Source organism: Anaerobacillus sp. QJM3NY_17 (assembly GCF_056173665.1).
The window spans coordinates 504,644-522,151 of record NZ_CM149685.1; the positions used below are offsets into that span (position 1 = coordinate 504,644).

At 39.2% G+C, this 17,508-nt stretch carries 17 protein-coding genes; 16 read left to right on the forward strand and 1 reads right to left on the reverse strand.

Features of this window, described 5'->3' with window-relative positions; all coding sequences use genetic code 11:
• Window positions 1-18: 18 nt before the first annotated feature.
• The 15 genes from AC0VYV_RS02795 (at window position 19) to AC0VYV_RS02865 (ending at window position 16,536) form a co-directional block, all read left to right on the forward strand.
• Window positions 19-1,713: an ABC-ATPase domain-containing protein gene (locus AC0VYV_RS02795; protein ID WP_475374417.1), complete on the forward strand. Its 1,695-nt coding sequence runs from the start codon at window positions 19-21 to the stop codon at window positions 1,711-1,713.
• Between the two features lie 30 nt (window positions 1,714-1,743).
• Window positions 1,744-2,883: a tRNA epoxyqueuosine(34) reductase QueG gene (gene queG, locus AC0VYV_RS02800; RefSeq protein WP_475374418.1), complete on the forward strand. Its 1,140-nt coding sequence runs from the start codon at window positions 1,744-1,746 to the stop codon at window positions 2,881-2,883.
• A gap of 66 nt (window positions 2,884-2,949) precedes the next feature.
• Window positions 2,950-3,486, forward strand: a complete 537-nt coding sequence (locus tag AC0VYV_RS02805; RefSeq protein ID WP_430243141.1) for a methylated-DNA--[protein]-cysteine S-methyltransferase — start codon at window positions 2,950-2,952, stop codon at window positions 3,484-3,486.
• 205 nt (window positions 3,487-3,691) lie between these two features.
• Window positions 3,692-4,321 carry a YczE/YyaS/YitT family protein gene (locus tag AC0VYV_RS02810; RefSeq protein ID WP_475374419.1) on the forward strand — a complete coding sequence of 210 codons (630 nt, stop codon included), beginning with the start codon at window positions 3,692-3,694 and terminating at the stop codon, window positions 4,319-4,321.
• A 55-nt stretch (window positions 4,322-4,376) separates the two neighbouring features.
• Window positions 4,377-5,264, forward strand: coding sequence for an amidase domain-containing protein (locus tag AC0VYV_RS02815; protein ID WP_475374420.1), 888 nt, complete (start codon window positions 4,377-4,379; stop codon window positions 5,262-5,264).
• Between the two features lie 65 nt (window positions 5,265-5,329).
• Complete coding sequence (gene trmL, locus AC0VYV_RS02820; RefSeq protein ID WP_194220053.1) at window positions 5,330-5,803, forward strand: tRNA (uridine(34)/cytosine(34)/5-carboxymethylaminomethyluridine(34)-2'-O)-methyltransferase TrmL; 474 nt, start codon at window positions 5,330-5,332, stop codon at window positions 5,801-5,803.
• Between the two features lie 746 nt (window positions 5,804-6,549).
• Complete coding sequence (locus AC0VYV_RS02825; protein ID WP_194220052.1) at window positions 6,550-6,855, forward strand: antibiotic biosynthesis monooxygenase family protein; 306 nt, start codon at window positions 6,550-6,552, stop codon at window positions 6,853-6,855.
• A 165-nt stretch (window positions 6,856-7,020) separates the two neighbouring features.
• Window positions 7,021-8,916: a PrkA family serine protein kinase gene (locus AC0VYV_RS02830; RefSeq protein WP_226616162.1), complete on the forward strand. Its 1,896-nt coding sequence runs from the start codon at window positions 7,021-7,023 to the stop codon at window positions 8,914-8,916.
• A 244-nt stretch (window positions 8,917-9,160) separates the two neighbouring features.
• The gene (lepB, locus tag AC0VYV_RS02835) at window positions 9,161-9,718 is read left to right on the forward strand and encodes a signal peptidase I (protein ID WP_194220050.1); all 558 of its coding nucleotides are present in this window, start codon (window positions 9,161-9,163) and stop codon (window positions 9,716-9,718) included.
• Between the two features lie 59 nt (window positions 9,719-9,777).
• On the forward strand, window positions 9,778-9,945 hold the full coding sequence (locus tag AC0VYV_RS02840) for a hypothetical protein (protein ID WP_194220049.1): 168 nt from the start codon (window positions 9,778-9,780) through the stop codon (window positions 9,943-9,945).
• A gap of 285 nt (window positions 9,946-10,230) precedes the next feature.
• Entirely contained in the window at window positions 10,231-11,397 is a 1,167-nt protein-coding gene (gene yhbH, locus AC0VYV_RS02845; RefSeq protein WP_194220048.1) for a sporulation protein YhbH, read from the forward strand.
• 167 nt (window positions 11,398-11,564) lie between these two features.
• On the forward strand, window positions 11,565-12,434 hold the full coding sequence (locus tag AC0VYV_RS02850; protein WP_475374421.1) for a ComEC/Rec2 family competence protein: 870 nt from the start codon (window positions 11,565-11,567) through the stop codon (window positions 12,432-12,434).
• A gap of 77 nt (window positions 12,435-12,511) precedes the next feature.
• Window positions 12,512-12,949 (forward strand): CBS domain-containing protein, encoded by a 438-nt coding sequence (locus AC0VYV_RS02855; RefSeq protein WP_194220066.1) that lies wholly within the window; start codon window positions 12,512-12,514, stop codon window positions 12,947-12,949.
• A 120-nt stretch (window positions 12,950-13,069) separates the two neighbouring features.
• Window positions 13,070-14,605 carry a bifunctional GNAT family N-acetyltransferase/carbon-nitrogen hydrolase family protein gene (locus AC0VYV_RS02860; protein ID WP_194220046.1) on the forward strand — a complete coding sequence of 512 codons (1,536 nt, stop codon included), beginning with the start codon at window positions 13,070-13,072 and terminating at the stop codon, window positions 14,603-14,605.
• Between the two features lie 191 nt (window positions 14,606-14,796).
• Window positions 14,797-16,536 (forward strand): phospho-sugar mutase, encoded by a 1,740-nt coding sequence (locus tag AC0VYV_RS02865; protein ID WP_475374422.1) that lies wholly within the window; start codon window positions 14,797-14,799, stop codon window positions 16,534-16,536.
• Between the two features lie 137 nt (window positions 16,537-16,673).
• Here the strand turns inward: AC0VYV_RS02865 and AC0VYV_RS02870 are convergent, their stop codons facing one another.
• The gene (locus AC0VYV_RS02870) at window positions 16,674-16,862 is read right to left on the reverse strand and encodes a hypothetical protein (RefSeq protein WP_194220044.1); all 189 of its coding nucleotides are present in this window, start codon (window positions 16,860-16,862) and stop codon (window positions 16,674-16,676) included.
• 157 nt (window positions 16,863-17,019) lie between these two features.
• Here AC0VYV_RS02870 and AC0VYV_RS02875 point away from each other — a divergent pair, with 157 nt between their 5' ends.
• On the forward strand, window positions 17,020-17,280 hold the full coding sequence (locus tag AC0VYV_RS02875; RefSeq protein ID WP_194220043.1) for a metal-sensitive transcriptional regulator: 261 nt from the start codon (window positions 17,020-17,022) through the stop codon (window positions 17,278-17,280).
• Window positions 17,281-17,508: the final 228 nt, after the last annotated feature.

A 17,508-nucleotide genomic window follows, 5' to 3' on the forward strand; every position in this document is an offset into this window, starting at 1 on the left:
AGGAGGCTTGCCTCATTTATGAATAAACTTAGAAAACAATTAGAGCGTATTGATGGAAAAGGATATAAAGCATATAAAGACATTAGTGGGCACTATGATTTTGCGGATTACACCCTTTACATCGATTATGTCCAGGGAGACCCTTTTGCTAGTCCTTCTCGGATAAGAATCATCATCCCACGTAAGAAAACGATCGTAGAGCCTGAGTGGTTCGATTCGGCTGTAAGAAGAGTTCGAACAGAAGATATGATTGCTAGAAAAGTAGGAGAGGCCATTAGAAGGACTGAGAGGCATGCGAAAGGCACTGGGAAAAGTGGATTGGTCTCAATCGATATACCTGGTCAAAAGGTTATTGAGAGGGCAGCAGTGAGCGTGACAGAGGAATCTATTACGATTTGTCTATCAATAGGATTACCTGCACAAGGCAGAAAAGTTCTTGGCAGACAGGCTATAAACTTGCTTCTGCATCAGCTGCCAGACATTGTGAAGAATTCTGTTTTTGCATTAAACAAACGAATAATCTTAGAGGCATTGCATTTAGCAGACCAACAAGAGGCCATTCGTGAACAACTTACCCAAAACGGATATGTCGGATTTGTAGCGAATGGATCTATATTACCCCGCGAGAGCGGGATAAGCGATCGTCCTATGAAAAATGAGGCAGTGCAATTCCAATCACCTAAAAGCATGGAAGTGTCTTTAACAATCCCACACCGTACTGAGCCATTACAAGGAATGGCTGTTAAGGAAGGTATTACATTAATTGTTGGCGGTGGTTATCATGGAAAGAGTACCCTCTTGCATGCAATGGAGCATGGCGTATATGATCATATTTTAGGGGATGGTAGAGAGTATGTTATTACAAACCACCAGGCAATGAAAATTCGCTCTGAAGATGGTCGAAAGGTAACTGGAGTAGACATCTCGCCATTTATAAACAATCTCCCATATGGAAAAGATACGCGGTCTTTCACATCTGAGAATGCCAGTGGAAGTACGTCCCAGGCAGCCAATATCATTGAGGCGATCGAAGCGGGTTCAGATACGTTATTAATTGATGAAGATACAAGCGCGACTAATTTTATGATTCGAGACTATCGAATGCAGCAGTTAGTTGCGAAAGAGAAAGAACCCATTACACCATTCATTGATCGTGTGAAGCAAATACGTACAGAACATCATATATCAACCGTACTTGTTATGGGCGGATCTGGAGACTACTTTGATGTAGCTGATCAGGTGATTTTAATGGAGAACTACCTTCCATACGACGTAACGGATCAAGCTCGATCAATCGTACAAGAATCGGCACGCAGACAAGAAGGTGGAGAAAAATTCGGAGAGGCAAGAAAGAGAGTACCTGAGCAGAATAACTTAAACAGCCAAAAGGGAAAGAAATCGAAAGTGACTGCCCGCGGAGTGCATCATATTCAATTTGGTCATACAGATATTTCACTACTTCAAGTAGAACAGCTTGTAGATCCAAGTCAAACGCGTTTTGCCGCTGACGTCCTTCATTTTCTGGAAAGAAATCATAAGCTAGGAGATAAGTCGATTCCAGAACTTCTTGATTTCATTGATCAGAAAATAAACACAGAGGGACTTGGTTCTTTTTCACTATATAAGAATCAGCATCCAGGAGATATTGCTCGAATTAGGAGAACAGAAATGGCGGCCGTTTTAAATCGAATTCGAACGCTAAAAATTAAATAATACACTCCCAAATAGGAAGGGGGGAAACTAATGACAAACGCACAATTAAAAGCTGATATTGTGGCATACAGTAAAACGATTGGGGTTGATAAGATAGGCTTCGCGGCAGCAGATCCTTTTAAAACCCTTAAGCAACGCTTAAAGCGTCAGCAGGAGCTAGGTTATCAGTCAGGCTTCGAGGAATCTGATATAGAAAAGAGAACAGAACCTGAGCTATTGCTAAGCGGTGCAACAACGATTATATCAATTGCCATTGCGTATCCTTCGAGAATGAAAGATAGCCCTAGGAGTAAGAAGGGCGAACGAAGAGGACTTTTCTGTCGTGCTTCATGGGGAGTTGATTATCATCACCTCCTTAGAGAGAAACTCTCCCTTTTAGATGCATATATTAAATCAAAGGTTCCAGAGGCTAGAACGAGCTCGATGGTCGATACTGGCGAACTTTCTGATCGAGCTGTAGCTGAAAGAGCCGGCATTGGTTTTAGCGGTAAAAACACAATGACCATAACAGAAGAATTTGGTTCTTGGGTTTACCTTGGTGAAATGATCACCGATCTAAATATAGAACCTGATGAGCCTGTTGAGGAAGGGTGTGGTGACTGTAATATTTGTGTAGACGCGTGTCCGACTGGTGCCTTAATTGAAGGGGGGCAGCTAAACGCGAATAAATGCATCGCTTTTCTTACGCAAACGAAAGGTTTTTTACCTGATGAATACCGTACTAAATTAGGAAACCGATTATATGGGTGTGACACCTGCCAGCTCGTTTGCCCCAAAAACAAAGGAAAAGATTTTCATCATCATCCTGAACTCGAACCAGATCCAGAAATGGTAAAACCAAAACTCATACCACTTCTAACAATGTCCAATCGTGAATTTAAGTCTCAGTTTGGTCAAGCGGCTGGTTCGTGGAGAGGAAAGAAGCCTATTCAACGAAATGCTATTCTTGCTCTTGCTCATTATAAAGATGAAACAGCTATTGATACACTGGTTGAAGTGATGGAAAAAGATCCTCGTCCGGTGATCCGCGGCACTTCGGCCTGGGCGCTTGGGAAAATAGGTGGCGAGAAGGCCTTTAATGCCCTTATAAAGGAGCAATTGAGAGAAAATGACAAGGATGTGGCAGATGAGATCGCTAAAGGCTTGTCTATGCTTGAAAATAAGACTTAATGCTGATGGTCAAACGATTGAATGCGTTGTAAGATAGTGAAAAATGTATAATAAAGAAGGGATAGAATGGATAAACAAGTGATTCATTATGGGGAGTTTCTATCGCCTATAGGTGCAATAACATTGTTTGCTAGTCCTAATGGAGTTAGTAGGCTCGATTTTGGTTGCCCTGAGGATGTGCTGCCTGCTGCTGAAACATGGTATAAAAAACATCATGTCAAAGCGGACCTTGTTTTCAATTCTGATATAATCGAGCCCATCGTCATGCAACTGGAAGAATACTTCAGTGGAAAAAGAAGGTTCTTTGATCTAAAGCTTGATAAGATAGGAACGATTTTTCAACAGAAAGTATGGAACAACCTTTCGGAAATTCCATATGGTGAAACCCGGTCTTATCGAGATGTAGCTGTTGGTATTTCGGCACCAAAGGCTGTTAGAGCCATAGGCTCAGCTAACAATCGAAATCCACTTCCAATCATTGTACCGTGTCACAGAGTAATAGGAAGCAATGGTGCTTTAGTTGGATATGGTGGCGGTGTAGATAAAAAAGAATATTTATTATCACTTGAACAGCAGCATTCGATGCATGCCGTTCTACCGTAACAATATATAGTGCCAGTTCGCTATCTTGATAGCGAACTGGCTTTTTTGATTTTTTAGACTTAGGCATAAAGTTATAAAAAGAACTTCGTTTCTTGTAAAATAGCAAATGCATTCAAAAAAAGAGATACTAAAATATCTAGGGCGAAGAATGAGAGCAATTTGATACAGCTTTTAGTTTCAAGCCCTCATATGAGGAGTGAACATTATGAACAGCTTTTTATCCAAAAGTTTGATCTACGTAGCGGGATTATTTACATTAGCCTTTGGTGTTGTCCTATTAATTAATGCCGATGTTGGAATTGCCCCATGGGATGCTCTCTACGTTGCGCTTTCTGACCAACTAGGGTTTACTGTTGGAACATGGGTGTTTATTGTTGGTGGTATTTTAATTTTTATCAATAGTCTTATTATGATGAGGAAACCAAACCTAGCTGGTTTTGTTCCAATTATTCTTCTAGGATTGTTTGTTGACCTCTTGAATTTACAAATTCTCACTTTCATTGATGTTGATGGAATCGTTACCAGGTGGATCTTATTTCTGGTTGGATTAGTTATCATGGGTCTTGGAATTGCAGTGTACTTATTTGCATCTCTTGCATCTATTCCAAACGATGAACTCATGCTTGCCCTAACAGAAAGAACGGGTTGGAGTATTGGTATTACTAAGACATTAACAGAAGCACTTGCGTTTGTTCTGGCATTCTTGTTAGGCGGGCCAATTGGTGCTGGTACCTTTGTAGAAGTGCTTCTGCTTGGTATTCTTGTTGGTTGGTTTGATAAATTACTCAAGAAAATAACACACCCTTCAGCAGAGCCAGCTGTAAACCATTCCTGATTCCAAGTCATGTGTTTGATTCCCCTGTCATAAAGTGCGATGAGGGGGGACGCATATGGTGTGGGGAGACCAGTTGAAATCTTTCTGGAAAGAACAAGCGACTTGCTTACTAAATGGAACGGATCACTCAAGAATAGGAACCAGGCCTTCAGAGGAAGAAGAAGCAGTCAACCGTTATCGTAAACAGAGCCAAAATAGAGGAGCATCTGTTATTCGTATAAAAAATAAAGGGATCCTTCTGGGAAAAAAGACAGTCTCGACGAGCCAACTTTATGAATATCTTCTTCATCAGCAGTTTCTTATTAAACAGGGAGAGAAACTATATCAGGAAGAACGACTTGAAAAGAGATTGGCAAAAATGGTGGAGGGTGAACTTATTCTTGATCGATCAGCTGAGATAGAGGGAGGAACACTTCAAGTAGCAGAAGGTAAAGGCAGCGGTGATGCTCGTCTGAAAGGTTCCTATTATGATCGGTTATCAGCCCTGAAATATGCTGAGAGATGGTGGGATGATGCGAATCCGTCTTATCAGTCGTTTGATGTAGATTGTACAAATTATATTTCTCAGTGTCTTCATGCAGGAAAAGCCCCTATGCGTGGTTACCCAGATCGCACTAAGGGATGGTGGATGAAAGGAAATAACTGGAGCTATTCATGGACTGTAGCTCATGCGCTTAGGTGGCATTTAAGTAGCTCGAAGAGTGGTCTTCGAGCTCGTGAAGTAGCGAATCCTGATGATCTCATTCCTGGAGATATTATTTGTTATGACTTTGATGGAGATGGCCACTGGCAACATACTACTTTCGTCGTAGATAATGATGAGAAGGGGTATCCTCTTGTCAATGCTCATACAACAAATAGCAGGATGCGCTATTGGGCCTATGAAGATTCTACAGCATGGACGCCTGAAATTAAGTATAAGTTTTTTCATATTGAGGATTAGAGAATGATATCTCCCAATCTAAAACATGCTATAATAGTATTGTTTTGAAGTGGAGGTGAATGAATATGTCTTTAAATATTGTACTGTTTCAGCCTGAAATACCAGCGAATACAGGGAATATAGCTAGAACATGTGCAGCAACAAATACAAGTCTACATCTAATTCGCCCACTAGGGTTTTCGACAGACGATAAAATGTTGAAACGTGCGGGCTTGGATTACTGGCAATATGCTGATGTACATTATTATGATTCTCTAGAGGAGTTCTTTGAAAAGAACCAGGGTGGAGAATATTATTATATTACGAAATACGGTACCAATACACATACTGACTTTGATTACTCAGATGTGAATGAGAATACGTATTTTGTTTTTGGAAGAGAAACGAATGGTTTACCAGACGAGTTGATTGAAAATAACAAAGAGCGTTGTCTTCGTCTCCCGATGACAGATCATGTTCGTGCTCTCAACCTTTCAAATACTGCTGCTATTATGGTATATGAAGCACTAAGACAGCAAAGTTATCCAGGAATGAAATAAAAAAGAACGACTTTCAGCAAAGAGCTGAAAGTCGTTCTTTTTTTGATAGAAGTTTAAGCGCGTTTCAGAGTTCAAAAACTTTGTTTCTGAATGCTCGCCTTCGCTTTTCGTGTCTAGCTGCAGCGCCCAGCCTCTCGATCGCTTCACCCTTTAAACTGAACACAAAGACCGTGTTCTTTTTAAAGGGCTCCAGCGCTTGTCGAGGCTAAACGGGCGCTTTCGCTTTTCGTGTCTAGCTACGACTCGCAGAAACTGCGATATTTCACTCTTTCACCAGAACACAAAAGGCGTGTTCTAGTTCAAGAGTTCCAATATCTCCGTTTCTAAACGCTCGTCTTCGCTTTTCATGTCTAGCTGCAGTGGGCAGACACTCGGTCACTTCACCTTTTCAACTGAACACAAAAAACGTGTTCAAATGAAAAGGCTCCAGTGCCTGCCGTGTCTAACCGCCCACTTTCGCTTTTCGTGTTACCTACTACCTTTTTTGGTTTTGCTTGGTCGGTCGTTGTAGCCAGCTGTAAAGATGGCTGCTAGGAAAGCTAGGATTACTACTAAAATACCCAGGAAACTCATGGTCTCATCCTCCTCAGGTAAAATTGTGTCCAAATCTAACTCTCATTATAAACCATGTGCGGGAAGGTGTGAATGTTTTGAGGGGAATTCTTGTAGTGAGGAGTTGTTTGAATTGGAAAAAAACGTCGTTATTCGATAGGATAGAGAGAGAAACCTAAAGGAGGATTTATTTTATGTATGTTGTGATGAATGAATTGAAGGTCCCTGATGAAGCAAAAGACATGATGAAGCAGCGTTTTGGGAAAAGTGCTGATAGTATGAAGAACGTTGATGGTTGCTTAGAGTTTCTATTTCTTGAACAGTCGGCTGAAAACGGAAAGCTTATTGTATTTACGAAATGGGAAAGTGAAGAGGCTTATCAGAATTGGGTGCACTCCGATTCATTTAAGAACGCTCATAAAGAAAAGCGCGAATCCAAAGAGAAATCTCCAGCCACAGGAAATGAACTAAGCGAATTTACAGTAGTTTATCATACGTAAGGATGAGAGCCGGGCAACCGGTTCTTTTATTTTGTGCTTTTTCCATAACTGAGTAGAAACCCCCTAAATACTCGATTGAATCATTGGAAAGAAAGCCGAATGTTATTGGACATCCCCGCATAACATGTATTAAATCCGATGAACCAAACTTGGAGGGGGCTCTTAATGGATATCTTACGTAAAATCCAGCAGCATCGAGAAGAAGAGAGGCGGCTGAAGTGGGAAGGAACCTTCAGCGAGTATTTAGACATTATCCGGGAACGACCTGAAGTAGCGCAGTCAGCTCATTCACGTGTTTATAATATGATAAGAGATGCAGGGATTGATGAGGTTGATGGGAAAAGAAGTTATTCTTTCTTCTCTGAAGAGCTTTATGGACTTGAGGAAGCAATCGAACGTCTGGTAGAGGAATACTTTCACCCTGCTGCCAAAAGGTTAGATGTCAGAAAACGTATTCTCTTGTTGATGGGTCCAGTAAGTGGAGGTAAATCAACTCTTGTTACGGTGCTGAAAAGAGGATTGGAGAAATATTCTCATGAAGATTCTGGTGCTGTTTATGCAATTAAAGGTTGTCCTATGCATGAAGATCCACTGCACCTTATACCACATCATTTGAGAGATGAATTCCACGATGAATACGGGATCCGAATTGAAGGAAGTCTCTCCCCACTAAACGTAATGCGCCTTGAGCAAGAATATGGTGGTCGTATTGAAGATGTGATGGTAGAGCGTATCTTCTTTAACGAGGATAAGCGGACAGGTATTGGTACATTTAGTCCTTCAGATCCCAAGTCTCAAGATATTGCAGATTTAACAGGAAGTATTGATTTCTCAACGATAGCGGAATTTGGATCAGAGTCTGATCCGAGAGCTTATCGATTCGATGGAGAATTAAATAAAGCCAATCGTGGAATGATGGAATTTCAGGAGATGCTGAAATGTGATGAGAAATTTTTGTGGCACTTGCTTTCACTGACTCAAGAAGGAAACTTTAAGGCTGGGCGCTTTGCGCTAATTTCTGCTGATGAACTTGTTGTAGCGCATACGAACGAAGCAGAGTATCGCTCTTTTATATCAAATAAAAAGAATGAGGCTTTACACTCTCGTATTATCGTTATGCCGGTTCCATATAATTTAAAGGTGAGTCAGGAAGAGCGTATTTATGAGAAGATGATTCGTGAAAGTGATGTAGCCGATGTGCACATTGCCCCACATGCTCTTAGAGTAGCTGCTATTTTCTCTATCTTGACGAGGTTAAAAGATACGAATCGTCAGGGAGTGGACCTTGTTAAGAAAATGCGACTCTACGATGGAGAAATTGTAGAAGGCTTTAATCAGGTAGATGTGGATGAACTTCATAAAGAGCATTCGGATGAGGGAATGAGCGGGATTGATCCGCGTTATGTTATTAACCGAATTTCCTCTACGATTATTAGAAAAGAAGTACCGTCAATTAATGCCCTGGATGTTCTTCGTTCATTGAAAGATGGACTTGATCAACATGCTTCTATCTCAAAAGAAGATAAAGAGCGGTATATGAATTTCATCTCCATTGCGCGCAAAGAGTATGATGAAATTGCAAAGAAAGAAGTACAAAAAGCTTTTGTTTACTCTTATGAAGAGAGTGCAAAGACGCTAATGGATAATTATCTTGATAATGTTGAAGCGTATTGTAATAAAAATAAGCTCCGCGACCCTCTTACTGGAGAGGAAATGAGTCCGGATGATAAGCTTATGCGTTCAATTGAAGAACAGATTGGCATTTCAGAAAATGCGAAGAAAGCATTTAGAGAAGAAATTCTTATTCGTATCTCTGCTTATGCTAGAAAGGGTAAGAAGTTCGATTATAATTCCCATGAACGTTTAAGAGAAGCGATTCAGAAAAAATTGTTTGCTGATTTAAAAGATGTAGTCAAAATAACGACATCTTCCAAAACACCAAATGAAAATCAGCTCAAGAAAATCAATGAGGTTATCGCACGTCTCATCGATGAACATGGATATAATTCAATTTCAGCCAATGAACTCCTACGTTATGTAGGTAGTCTCCTAAATCGATAATTAGAAGAAGCATGCCTCTTTAGGTATGCTTCTTTTTATGCTGCTAAAAGGAGCGTTATTTATGAAATGGGTGAATATACTTAAAATAAGAAATTTTCTTGGTTCGTGGAATGGAAAGCTACTATAACGATGGAAGTGAATGGTGAGAATATGCAATGTAATCGCTGTCATATACGTGTGCGCTTGTGCCAGCTTATTATGAGTGATAGATTAGACGTAAAGACGTATTGAAAAGAGGTTTGAGATGAAGAAGGAACGCAATCCGCTTTGGGAGTGGATCAAGGCTTTTTCAATAGCTGTAGTCCTGGCGATTGTTATTCGTGAATTTCTCATAACGAACTATGTCGTTCATGGTGAATCAATGATGCCAACGATCCAAGATGGGAATCGTTTAATTATTAATAAAATTGGTTATGAAGTCTCAGAGCCTGATCGATTTGATCTTGTTGTATTTCATGCGAATGAAGAAGAAGACTATATTAAGAGAGTTATTGGTCTTCCAGGAGATACGATCGAATATAAAAATGATGTTTTATATGTGAATGGTGAGAAAATAAAAGAACCTTATCTTGAGCGTTATAAGAAAGATATTTTTAACGGGAACCTCACTGAGAATTTCCATCTTGAAGATAAAACTGGAAAATCAGAGGTGCCCGAGGGATATTTATTTCTCATGGGGGATAACCGAAGACATAGCTATGATAGCAGGCATATTGGTTTCGTACCAATGAATCAAGTAGTAGGGGAAGTAAATCTACGCTACTGGCCACTTGAGAAAATTGATTTCACTTTCCAAAAATAAACTAAATATGGTTATTAAGGAAGAGAATCGGGGTACTATTACTATTGAGGTGATTCAAGATGGCGGATCATAAAGAAAAACCTGAGAACAGTTCAATGGCGATGAATGAAAAAGAAATGGCCGAACTCGGTAAAGAGATGGAAGAGCTAGACACAAATGATGAGATTAAGAAAAAGGGTAAACGTCCAGATCCGATTCAACACAAAAAGGAAAATGAAACAGAGTAACTCCCAATAAGGGAGTTTTTTTTTTGAATATAAACTGAGAAGGATAAAACATAAGTATAAATGGATGAAAGTCGTCCAATTCGAGTAGTTAGAGCAATAAAAGCTGTATTTGTCAGAATTAATTGTCAATTATCGCTTGTATTTGCATAGGATAAAGTATACTATTCAACGCAGCCGAAGGAAGTCCACATTAGGGTTAAGTTTCTGAACTAACATCATGAGCGATCATCGATCATTGAATAAATTTTCGCTAGAAATTTAATTTTTTTAGGAGGGAAATAAGGCATGAAAGACAAGGACTCCAACAATTTCGTCGTCTCTCAGGAGAATTGGTCCCTCCACCGAAAAGGCTATCAGGATCAACAACGCCATGCCGAAAAAGTTCAAGATGCTATCCAAAACAATCTCCCGGATCTCATCAGTGAAGAGAACATTATTTTATCTAACGGTCGAGATGTCATTAAAATACCAATACGTTCACTTGATGAGTATAAAATTCGTTATAACTATGATAAGTCTAAGCATGTTGGGCAAGGTGAAGGCGATAGCCAGGTGGGAGACGTTGTGGCAAGAGATGGTTCTGGGGAAAAACAGCCTGGGGCCGGTAAAGGTGAAGGGGCTGGAGATCAGCCAGGAGAAGATTATTATGAAGCAGAAGTTTCTTTGGTAGAACTGCAGGATATTTTATTTAAAGAACTGGAACTGCCGAATTTACGTGAAAAAGAAACAGCCGACGTAGTGAAAAAGAAAGTAGAATTTAATGATATTCGAAAAACTGGACTTATGGGTAATATTGATAAGAAAAGAACAATTCTATCAGCGTATAAGAGAAATGCAATTAGTGGAACACCATCAATTGCACCGATTTATCAAGATGATCTACGCTTCAAAACATGGAATGAAGAAATTAAGCGCGAATCTAAAGCTGTCGTTTTAGCCATGATGGATACAAGTGGTTCGATGGGAAAATGGGAGAAATATATGGCAAGAAGCTTTTTCTTCTGGATGTCACGTTTCTTACGATCGAAATACGAAACAGTGGAGATTGAGTTTATTGCTCATCATACAGAAGCAAAAGTCGTCACTGAAGACGATTTTTTTTCAAAAGGAGAAAGCGGCGGAACAATTTGCTCATCAGCTTATCGCAAAGCGCTTGAACTCATTGATGAGAAGTATTCTCCAGCACGTTACAACATTTACCCATTCCATTTCTCAGATGGCGATAACCTGACGTCAGACAATACAAGATGTGTGAAACTGGTCAATCAAATTATGAAGGTCTCGAACATGTTTGGATATGGAGAAGTTAATGCTTATAATCGCCATTCCACCCTGATGAGTGCCTACAAAAATATACATGATCCTAAATTTAGGCATTATATTCTGAAAGAAAAGAAAGACGTCTATCACGCAATGAAAAGTTTCTTCCGAAAAGAAGAAATTCATTCATAAGCTTCCCAAAATGGGGAGCTTTTTTCTTTCAGTTAGGCTATGCGATTAAACGCTGTTATTTTCACTCAGAAGATCCACAAATTGAGAAGTCATAATAAGTTAATATTGCTTTTAGATCAGATAGGAAGGTACATACTAATAACAAGTAAAGCGTTGGAGGAATCATTATGAAATTCATTAGGTTTCTTTTTCTTTCCCTTCTTATCTTATTATTGATGCCTTATGATGTGACAGCTCAATCAAATGTGGTTGAAGTTCACTTTATTGATGTGGGACAGGCTGATAGCATTTTAATCACGTATGGAGAAAAAGCTGTGCTAGTCGACGCAGGAGATAATGGTGATGGAGAAGCGGTTTCAAATTATATAAAGAAGCTAGGCATTAGCCAATTAGATTATATTGTGGCGACGCATCCCCATCATGATCATATTGGTGGGATGGATGATGTGATAGAAAATTTCGATGTAAAAAATGTGATGATGCCCGATGTTTCTTATCCAACAGTTCATTATAAGTCCCTCATAAAGGTATTGAAGAAAAAAGACATTACCTTAGAAAAGGCACGAAAAGGTATGAAAATAAAACTAGGACATCAGGTGAATATACAGGTCATTTCACCTTCCAAAGAAGCAGAGTACGAGGATTTTAATGATTATAGTGCCGTATTACGGCTGAGTCATAAAGAGAATAGCTTCCTGTTGATGGGTGACGCTGGGGTAGAAGTAGAGAAGCAAATGCTAGAAAACGTTAAAAGGAAACAGCTTAAATCTGATGTTCTAAAAATGGGGCACCATGGTGCGAGTTCGGCTACATCAGAGACATTTCTTAAAGCTGTCACCCCAGAGACTGCTGTTATTTCAGTAGGTAAAAATAATCGTTATGATTTTCCAGATGAAAATGTGATTCAGAGATTAAATGAACATCATATTTCTGTTTTAAGAACAGATGAAATAGGGACGATTATTGCTACAAGTGATGGTGAGAACATTGTATTTCATACTGATAACAACCTAATTTCACATAAAAAGGATAAATAATAACTGGCGAAGGAGCTTACACTACATGTTGAAAGGCACCGCCTTTCTTGTCTGAACGATCATACACCTTGGGAGGAATGCTTGTGCATAACAATCTGCAAAACCTCATGTCTAAGAACATCGTATCCGTTACACCAGAGCAATCGATCCAGGAAGCAGCGGCTCTAATGAATCAGTATAATATTGGTTCATTACCTGTCATGAAAAATGGTCAGCTTTGCGGGATGGTCACAGATCGTGATATTACGACTCGTGCCACTGCAACTGGTGGAAATGCGGATTGTCAGGTGAGCCAATGTATGTCTAATAACATTGTCTCAGCTACATCTAACATGAGTGCAGAAGAAGCAGCGGCATTAATGGCTCAGAATCAGATCCGACGATTGCCTATTGTTGAAAACAATCAGGTAGTGGGAATGGTTTCGCTTGGAGATTTTGCGACGAAAACACCTGATCATCAAGAGGCCGCCACCGCACTATCGAGCATTTCTCAGAATGGAACAACACGAGGTTAAGAACCAAGAGACTGACAAATGTCAGTCTCTTCTATTTCGTTCATCCTATGATAAAATCAGGATAGAATCATGTGGAAATAGGGTACATAGTAATATAGATGGAATGTGGAGGGAAAGCATATGTCAGAATTAGATGTATCGAAATTCGAAAAAAAGATTGAGATTAGGCAAATTCATCACGAAGATATAGATGAAATCCTTTCATTACAGAAAAAATGTTTTCCTGGAATGGATCCCTGGAAAAGAGAGCATCTTGAGAGTCACCTGGAAATTTTCCCAGAAGGGCAATTTTGTGTAGAACTCGAAGGAGAAATCATAGGCTCCTGTTCAAGCTTAATGGTGAACTTTGATGAATATGATGATCAGCATACGTGGGATGACATTACGGATGAAGGATATATTACAAATCATAACCCCGATGGCTATAACCTTTATGGTATTGAAGTGATGGTGCATCCGGAATATAGAAGGATGAAAATCGGTAAGCGTCTTTATGAGGCACGAAAAGATCTTGCGCGAGAATTAAACGTCAAGAGTATTATCATCGGAGGGCGAATTCCGAATTACCATAAACACGCGAATGAAATGAAAGCATCAGAATACGTAGAAGAAGTGAAGTTCCAGAACATATATGATCCTGTTTTAACGTTCCAGCTCATGAATGGATTTAATGTAATGAGAATAAATCCGAACTATTTACCAGATGATAAAGCTTCAAAGCAATTCGCTACTTTAATGGAGTGGAATAACGTTGAATACAAAGCCGTGACAAGAAGACACTTTAGATCGTCATTCCCCGTTCGAATTTGTGCGATACAATATGCGATGAAGAAAATCTCTTCCTTTGAAGAATTTGCAAACCAAGTGGAATATTATGTTGATGTGGCAGCAGATTTTGGTTCTGATTTTGCTGTGTTTCCTGAGATTTTTACGACACAACTAATGTCGTTCATGGATGAAAAAATACCAAGCAAAGCTGTTCGTCGTTTAACAGAATATACAGAGCCGTATATCGAGCTTTTTACAGAATTAGCTGTAAAGTATAACGTTAATATTATTGGTGGTTCTCATTTCGTTTTAGAGGATGAAAAGATCTATAATATTGCTTATTTGTTTAGAAGAGACGGAACGATTGAAAAGCAATATAAAATTCATGTTACCCCAAATGAACGTCGCTGGTGGGGAATTCATGGTTCAGATGGTATTGAAGTTTTTGATACAGATTGTGGTAAAATTGCGATCCAAATCTGTTATGATATCGAATTCCCTGAGCTTGGAAGAATTGCGACGGATAAGGGCGCTAACATTCTATTTACACCTTTCTGTACCGATGATCGTCAAGGGTATTTACGCGTACGTTATTGTGCGCAGGCTAGAGCGGTTGAGAACCAAATCTATACAGTCATTGCCGGTACGATTGGTAACTTATCTCAAGTAGAGAATATGGATGTTCAGTATGCACAATCAGGGATTTTTACCCCTTCAGATTTTGCTTTTTCAAGAGATGGAATTGCTGGTGAATGTCACCCGAATATTGAAACTGTCGTGGTAGGCGATGTAGATCTTGAGATTCTTAGAAGACAACGTCAATCTGGTACGGTACGACAGTTGCGAGATCGCCGAAAAGATTTATATGAGATACATTACAAAAAGTAAGCAGCTTTGCGGCTTGCTTTTTTTGTCGAATTTAAGCGAATGGTGTTTTTTTCCTATATAGCATTGGCGTACGATTCAATTCATATTATGATAATTAGAGAAAAGGAGAAAATCTAGCCAAAATGCAGGATTTTAACAGGTTTTCTCGAATTGATAAAAATTAAAGAAGATTTACATAATAGGAGGCAATAATGGACTGGAAAAATGAATATAAAAGATGGGTATCAGCAACTTCCCTTGACGAAGAATTGAAAAAGGATCTTGAAGCATTAAAAGGACAAGACCAATCACTTGAAGATGCATTTTATAAAAATCTTGAATTTGGCACGGGTGGCATGAGGGGAGAAATAGGCCCTGGTACGAATCGAATGAATTTATATACGATTCGAAAAGCCTCTGAAGGTCTTGCGCAATACATAGATGCACATGGTGAAGCTTACAAGAAAAGAGGAGTAGCGATTGCTTACGATTCACGTCACAAGTCTCCTGAATTCGCTATGGAAGCTGCGAAGACCCTTTCGAGCCATGGCATTCAAACGTATGTTTTCGAAGAGCTCCGCCCCACTCCAGAGCTCTCGTTCGCGGTTCGAACTTTAAATGCTTGCGCTGGAATCGTTATCACAGCGAGTCATAACCCACCAGAGTATAACGGTTATAAAGTTTACGGAGAAGATGGAGGTCAGCTACCACCTAAGGCTGCTTCAGAAGTGATTTCATATGTAGACGGTGTTGAGAATGAGTTAGAAGTGAAGGTTACGTCCGAGCAAGAACTGAAAGAAAAAGGACTTATTCAGATGATTGGCGCAGAAATTGATCGCCAATATGTAGAACAATTAAAAACGCTTCGCGTAAATCAAGGATTACTTTCTAAAATGGGCGAGCAATTAAAAATCGTCTTCACGCCTTTGCACGGAACAGCGAATATTCCTGTTAGGGAAGGTTTGAAAGCTTATGGATTTTCAAATGTAACTGTTGTAAAAGAACAGGAGTTACCAGATCCTAATTTCTCTACAGTGTCTTCTCCAAACCCAGAAGAACATGCTGCGTTTGAATTAGCCATTCAATATGGGGAGCAGGAGGATGCTGATGTACTTTTGGCTACAGATCCGGATGCAGACCGTGTTGGTGTAGCTGTGAAAAACAAAGAGGGTAAGTATGTGGTCCTGACTGGAAATCAAACAGGTGCACTATTGTTGAACTACATCATTACTCAGAAAAAAGAAAATGGAGAGCTGCCGGAAAATGGCGCAGTTCTTAAAACAATTGTTACTTCTGAAATTGGTCGTAAGATTGCGGAGGATAACGGTCTTACTTCATATGATACGCTTACAGGATTTAAATTTATTGGAGAAAAGATTAAAGAATTCGAAACAACTGGGGAGCATACTTTCCTATTTGGCTATGAAGAAAGCTATGGCTATCTTGTTGGTGACTTTGTTCGAGACAAAGATGCTGTTCAAGCATGCCTCGTAGCAGCTGAAGTTGCTGCTTTCTACAAGTCTAAAGGAATGACGCTTTATGAAGGTTTGCTCGAAGTATTTGAACAGTATGGATTTTATCAGGAAGGTCTTGAATCGTTAACACTGAAAGGAAAAGAAGGGGCAGAGAAGATCGTTTCTTTACTTGCGAAATTCCGTGAAGAGCCGCCTACTGAAGCAGCTGGATTACGAGTGCAAAGCGTAGAGGATTATGAGACAAGCAAAAGAACGTTTTTAGGTAGTGGTGAAAGTGAGCAAATTGAATTGCCTACTTCAAATGTATTGAAATATATTTTAGAAGATGGATCATGGTTCTGCCTTCGTCCTTCAGGAACTGAGCCGAAAGTGAAATTTTATTTTGGCGTAAATAGCGATAATCTTGAAAACAGTCAAAGTAAATTGGCTGAACTTAGATCGTCCGTTATGGGTAAGGTTCAAGAACGTTTGGGATAAAATAAAATAATGAAAAGGAAAACCAGGACAAATCTCTCGTCCTGGTTTTCTTGATGAGTTTCCTCTAAAAGCACAACATGTATCTTATGCTAAACTAAGGCACGAAAAAAAATCGGCTAGTTTCGCCGATTTTTCTACTATTGGTGAAGTTGTTGTTTATTCAATTGATGTTCGTATTCAGCTTTGTTCATACGAATGAGATGAAATACTTTGTCTTTCGTTTCGCTATCTAGTTTCTCGAGAATTTTACCTGCTTTATACTCGTTTGAGGTAACAATCTTTCGATAAATTTTAGATAACCGTTTATCATCTTCGGATAAATCCAAAAGGCACTGCCTCCTTATAATGAACTAAACCTTTTTCCTATCCTTAAATTACGATTTATTTTACAATATATGAAGAGAAGTAGCAAGAAATTAATTTATTTATGACAGAATATTCTTATTCATAGAAACATAAATGAACACGAAAGGGAGTTATATCATGGAATATACAAATGAAATGAAAAACCGTTTAAAAAGAGTTGAAGGTCAAATTCGTGGTGTTCTTCGTATGCTTGAAGAAGAGAAAGATTGCAAAGATGTAATCACTCAGCTATCTGCTAGCAGAACGGCGATTGACCGTACGATAGGTTTAATAGTTGGTTCTAATCTAGAGGAGTGTATTCGTGAACAGCTTGATAAAGGCGAGTCTACAGAAGATGTTGTAAAGGAAGCTGTTCAACTTCTCGTTAAGAGCCGTTAAGGATTATTAGGATATTGAATAAAATATCATGAGAATCCTAGTACCTTTTTAAAATGGATACACGACTCAATAAATCATAACCCTCCTTCGTTTTCAAAAGTAAGATGGGAAATGTTCTGTGACAATAGTTGTCTTAAGTATTTGGTATAGTTCCACCTAAAATCGGTATGATAGTGAATAATGGATAAACTCTGCTATTTACAACATTTGTACTTACGAAGCTATGTG